A 6,224-nucleotide genomic window follows, 5' to 3' on the forward strand; every position below is an offset into this window, starting at 1 on the left:
CGGGGGGCGGGGGGCGGGGGGTACTGCCGGGGCAGCGAAAGGGTACATCCCCATCCCGACCTGCGGGAATACCCCACGGCCAGAAAACTCCCCGGCTCGAGATGTCGGTTGCCTCGGTGCCCTCATCGCCGAGGCGTAACCTCGCCCCCGTGATGCCGTGGGTGAGTGCCTGGCAGGAGGCGCTGTATGGCGTGCGCGGCTTCTATCGTGATCCCGCCGGACCGGCGGGACACTTCGCCACGTCCGCGCACGGCCCGACGGGCCGGCTCTTCGCGCGCGCACTGGTGAATTTTGCTGCGCAGCACAGGTGTTCGGGGATCGTTGACATCGGCGCGGGGCGCGGTGAATTGCTCACCCATCTGCATTCCCTCGCTCCGCACCTGAGACTCACCGGGATGGATGTCGTCTGCCGTCCCGGCGGATTGCCGCCCTCGGTCGAGTGGGTGGCCTCGCCGGGCGGAGCCGGTCTGCCCGCCCTGCCGAAGTCCGTGGGGCCGCTGCTTATCATCGCCAACGAATGGCTGGATGTCGTGCCATGCCCGATCGCCGAGGTCGATGCGACGGGACGGCTGCGCGAGGTCGAGGTGGACGGGGGCGGTCGGGAACGGCTGGGCGCGATTGCCGGTGAGTCGCGGACGTTCACCGCGGAAGACCTGGCATGGGCCCAGCGCTGGTGGCCGTATTCCGACCGGCCCGGCACCCGGGTCGAGATCGGCCTCACCCGCGACCGCGCGCTCCGCGCGCTGGTCGATCAGCTCGAGTCCGGCGTCGTGCTCGCGATCGACTACGGGCACCTGTCCACCGACCGGCCCCGGAGAGGTTCGCTGCTGGGTTATCGGCGGGGCCGTGCCGTGCCGCCCGTCCCGGATGGATCGTGTGATCTGACGGCACATGTGGCGATCGATTCCCTCCCCGCCGGCCGGGTGCTCTCCCAGCGAGCCGCACTCGGCGAGCTGGTGCGACCGGCTGCGGCGGTGCCGTATGGCGTGGCGCGGCGCGACCCGTCGGCTTATCTCGCTGCGCTGCAAGAGAATTCGGCGCTGGCCGAACTTCGGGGTGCGGGGTTGGGCGACTTCTGGTGGGTCATCACCGAGGTACCTACAGCACGTGATCCGCTCACCTGACGCGCAGTTCTCGGGCAGAGACAAGACGAAGCACCTCCCCGCGCAACACCCCCGGCCGCACCAGCAGCGCCGGCCTCAGCCGCGTACGGCACGCGGGTTGCCTTCGGCGTCGAGGCGATACCCCTCTCTGTCCGCTCGGACGTCGGGATCGAGCGCATCGGCCCGGGGCAACTCGGCGTGGTGCGCCTCCGGGCCTGCGCGAGCCGCCGGACGCCGTTTGTCAGCCACCCGATCCGGTCGGGCCGGGCGCAACGATGAGGGACTCGAATCCGCGCAGGACGAAGGTTGGGCGTCGGACGGCGTCGACGAGAGCCAGTTCGGGATAACGCGTCAGGAGTAGCCGCGTGGAGATGTGCAGTTCCAGCCGGGCGAGGGGCGCGCCGATGCAGAAGTGGATGCCCAAGCCGAAGGCGAGGTGGTTGTTGGGAGTGCGCGCGGGGGCGAACGTGTGCGGGTCGGTGAAGACCTCGGGGTCGCGGTTGGCCGCCCCCAGCAGCGCGATCGCCTTGTGTCCCTTGGCGATCGGGACTCCGGCGATCTCGAGGTCGTCGGTGGCGGTGCGCTCGAAGAGCTGCAGCGGCGAGTCATGCCGGAGGAACTCCTCGACGAGGGCCTCCACCGCCGCTGGGCGATCGGGGTCGACCGGCCCTGGCTTGCCCGCGGCGAGCCAGCTGTGCAGCCCGTTGCCCATGCCGTTGACGCTGGCCTCGTGGCCGGCGTTGAGCAGCAGCACGGCCGTCGCGATCAGTTCCCGCTCGCTCAGCTTGTCGCTGCCGTCGCGGATCTGGACCAGATCGGTCAGCAGGTCCTCGCCGGGATGGTTGATGCGGTGCGCGGCGAGGTCGCTGACGTATGCCGCGAAGTCGCGGCACGCTTCGCGAGCTTGGTTCTCCTGCAATGGAGTCCGGTCGACCTCGTACATCTTGACGATGGCCTGGCTCCACGGGCGCAGCAGGTGCCGGTCGATGTCGGGGAAGCCGAGGAGCTCGGCGATGACAAGGACGGGCAGCGGCTCGGCATACGACTTGATGACGTCGAAAGGGGCGGTGCCGTCGGTGGCGGCGTCGAGCAGCTGGGTGGCGAGCTCTTCCACACGGGGCGCGAGCCGTTGCACGTGGCCGCGCCCGAAGGCGCCGGCGACGAGGCGGCGCAACCGCGTGTGCTTCGGCGGCTCGGAGTCGAGGATCGAGTCGGCGTGCAACCAGTTGAACGTCTCCCACTCCCCCTCCGGCTCGCGCGGCCGGAAGATCCGGCCCAGGCGCCGGTCGCGCAGCACCGCCGACACGTGCTGGTGCGAGGTGGCCACGAAGGCCTGCAACCCCTCGTGCCACGCGAAGGGTGCCGCCTCGCGTTGCCGGTCGAAGGCGGGATACGGATCGTCGAGGAACGCGGGATCGGCGAAGTCGAGGATGTCGGCGCACATGAGCTCAACCCTGCCACGCGTCTATAGAGTGTCGAGCGTGACCACGAGCCACGCAGCCCAGGAGTTGGATGTCGGCGTCGGTGCCGGCGGGCTCGCCAGCGCCGACATGGTGCTGAACATCGGCCCGCAGCACCCGGCGACGCACGGCGTGCTGCGCCTGCGCATCGTGGTCGACGGCGAGCGCATCGTCAGCGCCGACCCCGTGATCGGCTATATGCACCGCGGCGCGGAGAAGCTCTTCGAGGTCCGCGACTACCGGCAGATCATCGTGCTGGCGAACCGGCACGACTGGCTCTCCGCCTTCGGCAACGAACTCGGCGTCGTCCTCGGCGTGGAGTCGATGCTCGGCATGGAGGTGCCGGTGCGAGCCGTGTGGGCGCGCACGCTGCTGGCGGAGCTGAACCGGGTGCTCTCCCACCTGATGTTCCTCGGGTCCTATCCGCTGGAGCTCGGCGCGATCACGCCGGTCTTCTATGCCTTCCGCGAGCGGGAGGAGTTGCAGGCGGTGATGGAGGAGATCTCCGGCGGCCGGATGCACTACATGTTCAACCGCGTCGGGGGCCTGAAGGAGGACCTGCCGCTGGGCTGGCTGGACCGGGTGGAGGCGGCCGTCGTCGCCGTCCGGCGCCGGTTGCCGCAGCTCGAGTCGCTCATCGTCGGCAACGAGATCCTCAATGCCCGGGCCCGTGGGGTCGGGGTGCTGTCGCGGGAGCTGGCGCACGCGTATGGCGTGTCCGGACCCATCGCCAGGGCGAGCGGGGTCGACGTGGACCTGCGCCGCGACGCCCCCTACCTGGCGTATGCCGAGCTGTTCGGCCCCGGTGGGCCCGGCCGGGTGGTGACGCGGGAGACGGGCGACTGCCTGGCCCGGCTGGAAGTGCTGCTCGAGCAGACCCACGTCGCCTTGGACCTGGCGACGGCCTGCGTCGACACGCTGCGGACGCTGCCGCAGGGGCCGATCAACGTCAAACTGCCCAAGGTGCTCAAGGTGCCGGAGGGCGACCTCTACACCGCGACGGAAAACCCGTTGGGGTTCAACGGTTTCTATCTCGTCTCGACAGGTGAGAAGACCCCGCACCGGCTCAAGCTCCGCTCGGCGTCGTTCAGCAATGTGCAGGTGCTCTCGCAGATCCTGCCCGGCTGTTTCATCGCCGACATGGTGGCCATCCTGGGGTCGATGTTCTTCGTCGTCGGGGATGTGGACAAGTGAGCGCCTTCGATCCCGAGACCTGGCACGCGCCGATTGATCAGCAGCTGTGGACCTTCATCGACGATCACCGCGCGATGCTCGCCTCCTGCCTCGACGAATTGACCGAGGAGGAGGCCAGGGTCTCGCTCGTGCCGTCCTTGACGACCCTGCTGGGCCTGGTCAAGCACGCCACGTTCGTCGAGAGGGTCTGGTTCGACGAGGCGGTGACCTGCCGCTCCCGCGCGGAGATCGGCATACCCGACACCGTCGACGAATCCTTCCTCCTTACCGACGAGGACACCATCGCCGCGGCGCAGGCAGCGTATGCCGCCGCCCTCGCCGACTCGCGCGCCAATGTCGCCGGGCTCGGCCTGGACGACATCGTGACCGGCAACCGCCGCGGCCCGCTCCCCCTGCGTTTCGTGCTCATCCACGTGTTGCGCGAACTGGCGCAGCACGCCGGCCACGCCGACATCCTGCGCGAGCAGGTGCTCGCCGCCCGCGACGAGGCGTGAACATTCAGAATACGAAGCGAGCCGTTTGACCGATCCGGCCTTCGGATCTGCGCCCCTCTCGTATTTCGTATGTCGTCGCCCGCGCCCGGATCGACCCGGGTGGCCCTATGAGCCGGAGCGTTCGGACTCGGCGTCGCGGTCGCGCGGGGGGATGCGGCACCAGTGCTGGGCGAGCAGACCCGAGCCCAGCAGCAGCGCGGCGGCGAGGATCGCCCACAGCAGGCTCCACAGGATCCGCTGGCTGGCCTGCAGATCGCGCTCGGGCAACAGGCCGAGTGCTTGACCGGCATACAGCCCGAACAGCGCGGCACCGGTGAGCGCGCCGGCCTGCGCCAGCGCCAGGGTGCGCGCCGCGCGGATCGGGTTCAGGTCGGCCTTGTTGCCGCCCAGGTAGCGCCGCACCCCCCAGCCGAACCAGCCGACGACGAGAGCGAGCACGACGGTGAGGATGACCGCCGCCACGGGCACCGAGGGTGGGAAGTGCCCGTCCTGGACGTAGCGGTGGGTGAGCAGCGTGACGATCGCCGCGACGAACGCGGCGAAGACGGCGGGCACCCACCACGGCATACCGCGCTCAGTCATCGCTGCCCCCGCCAAGAGGGCGCACGCCGGACGGATCCAGTTGCGCCGCAAGCAAAGCCAACGGTATGACGTCCTCACCCACCCGGATGCGCCCCCGAGGGTCGGCGTCGAGCCAGGGCAGGACGACGAAGGCACGCTCGGCCGCGCGCGGGTGCGGCACGAGGAGGGCGGGGTCGCTGCTGCGCACCTCGTCCGGTGCGCCGGGGGTGCCGAACTGGATCAGGTCGAGGTCGAGGGTGCGCTCGCCCCACCGGACGGTGCGGGTGCGGCCGGGGCGGGCCGCGAGGCGGGGCAAGGTCGCGAGCAGATCGGGCGCGGTGAGGCTGGTGGTGCCGGTCGCGACGGCGTTGAGATAGTCGCTTTGCTCGGGTCCGCCGACCGGGTCGGTCTCGACGAGACCCGACACGCGGCCGATGCGGATCTCCGGCTCGAAACCCAACTGCTGCACCGCAGCCCGCAGCGTCGCCTCGCGGTCGCCCAGGTTGCTGCCCAGGGCGACCACGAAGGGGTGCTCCAGGCCTCGGGCTACGGTGACGCTGACGTCGGCGAAGGTATGCGGGATGGGTGCGGCGGGTTTGTGCACCGTCACCTCGACGGTATGGACGCCCGCCAGCGTCAGGCAGTCACCCGCGATGGCCTCGGCGAGGGCTTCGATGAGGTCGTAGGCGGGGCCGGTGATCCGCGCCATCGCAAGGTCGGCCACGGTGGCGTAGTTGATCGTGTCGGCCAGGGCGTCGCTGCGCCCGGCGGCGCGGTGGTCGGTGCCGAGCACGATGTCGACGACGAACTCCTGCCCGTCGCGCTTCTCGTGGTCGAAGACGCCGTGGAAACCCGTGGCGCGCAAGCCGGCCAGCGTGATGCGGTCTGCCGAGTCAGCCATTCATGGCCTCCCACACGGCGAGGGCGTCGACGGTGGCGACGACATTGTGGACGCGGATCCCCCACACTCCGGCCTGCGCGGCGTACGCGCTCGTGACAGCAGTGGCGACGTCGCGCTCATCGGTGCCGCGCATGGTCTCCTGGGTGCGGCCGACGAGCGCGAGGAAACGCTTGCGTGAGGTGCCGACGAGGACACGGTGGCCGAGGTCGCCGAGGGTCGGCAGTGCCCGCAACAGCGCCCAATTGTGTTCCGGCACTTTGGCAAAACCCAGGCCGGGGTCGAGGATGATCCGCTCCGGCGCAATGCCGGCCGCGGTCAGCGCGGCCACGCGATCGCCCAGTTCGCGGCATACGTCCGCGACGACATCTGCGTAACGCGCCCGGGCGTACATGTCTCCGGAGTGGCCCCGCCAGTGCATGGCGACGAACTCGGCGTCGGTGTCCGCGACGACGGCGGCCATGGCGGGGTCGGCGAGCCCGCCCGAGACGTCGTTGACGATGCGCGCGCCCGC

The 6,224-nt window shown here is 70.3% G+C and carries 7 protein-coding genes; 3 read left to right on the forward strand and 4 right to left on the reverse strand.

Annotation, left to right across the window (positions count from 1 at the left end):
* The first annotated feature begins 152 nt into the window (after nucleotides 1–152).
* On the forward strand, nucleotides 153–1,124 hold the full coding sequence (locus tag BN11_RS14235; RefSeq protein WP_083433771.1) for an SAM-dependent methyltransferase: 972 nt from the start codon (nucleotides 153–155) through the stop codon (nucleotides 1,122–1,124).
* 220 nt (nucleotides 1,125–1,344) lie between these two features.
* Here the strand turns inward: BN11_RS14235 and BN11_RS14240 are convergent, their stop codons facing one another.
* Entirely contained in the window at nucleotides 1,345–2,547 is a 1,203-nt protein-coding gene (locus tag BN11_RS14240; RefSeq protein WP_201329269.1) for a cytochrome P450, read from the reverse strand.
* Nucleotides 2,548–2,653: 106 nt separating this feature from the next.
* Between BN11_RS14240 and BN11_RS14245 the strand changes: the two genes are divergently transcribed.
* Both BN11_RS14245 and BN11_RS14250 read left to right on the forward strand, forming a co-directional pair.
* A complete protein-coding gene (locus tag BN11_RS14245; protein ID WP_235435612.1) occupies nucleotides 2,654–3,757 on the forward strand; it encodes an NADH-quinone oxidoreductase subunit D in 1,104 nt (367 codons plus the stop codon).
* Complete coding sequence (locus BN11_RS14250; protein WP_048698690.1) at nucleotides 3,754–4,251, forward strand: DinB family protein; 498 nt, start codon at nucleotides 3,754–3,756, stop codon at nucleotides 4,249–4,251. The genes BN11_RS14245 and BN11_RS14250 overlap by 4 nt, the downstream gene beginning before the upstream one ends.
* 105 nt (nucleotides 4,252–4,356) lie before the next feature.
* Here BN11_RS14250 and BN11_RS14255 read toward each other — a convergent pair whose 3' ends face one another.
* The 3 genes from BN11_RS14255 to folP form a co-directional block, all read right to left on the reverse strand.
* Nucleotides 4,357–4,833 (reverse strand): DUF3180 domain-containing protein, encoded by a 477-nt coding sequence (locus BN11_RS14255; protein ID WP_083433773.1) that lies wholly within the window; start codon nucleotides 4,831–4,833, stop codon nucleotides 4,357–4,359.
* A complete protein-coding gene (folK, locus tag BN11_RS14260; RefSeq protein ID WP_048698697.1) occupies nucleotides 4,826–5,713 on the reverse strand; it encodes a 2-amino-4-hydroxy-6-hydroxymethyldihydropteridine diphosphokinase in 888 nt (295 codons plus the stop codon). The genes BN11_RS14255 and folK overlap by 8 nt, the downstream gene beginning before the upstream one ends.
* Nucleotides 5,706–6,224, reverse strand: a 519-nt coding sequence (gene folP / locus BN11_RS14265; protein WP_048698699.1) for a dihydropteroate synthase, incomplete at its 5' end; no start/stop codon positions are given. The genes folP and folK, both read right to left, overlap by 8 nt.

This window comes from Nostocoides australiense Ben110, assembly GCF_001050535.1.
GTDB classification, from domain to species: domain Bacteria; phylum Actinomycetota; class Actinomycetes; order Actinomycetales; family Dermatophilaceae; genus Nostocoides_A; species Nostocoides_A australiense.

What these genes read in the sequence shown, in the direction of transcription:
- BN11_RS14235 (WP_083433771.1), top strand. Translation starts at nt 153, where the DNA reads ATGCCGTGGGTGAGTGCCTGGCAGGAGGCGCTGTATGGCGTGCGCGGC.
- BN11_RS14240 (WP_201329269.1), bottom strand. Translation starts at nt 2,547, where the DNA reads ATGTGCGCCGACATCCTCGACTTCGCCGATCCCGCGTTCCTCGACGAT.
- BN11_RS14245 (WP_235435612.1), top strand. Translation starts at nt 2,654, where the DNA reads ATGGTGCTGAACATCGGCCCGCAGCACCCGGCGACGCACGGCGTGCTG.
- BN11_RS14255 (WP_083433773.1), bottom strand. Translation starts at nt 4,833, where the DNA reads ATGACTGAGCGCGGTATGCCGTGGTGGGTGCCCGCCGTCTTCGCCGCG.
- folK (WP_048698697.1), bottom strand. Translation starts at nt 5,713, where the DNA reads ATGGCTGACTCGGCAGACCGCATCACGCTGGCCGGCTTGCGCGCCACG.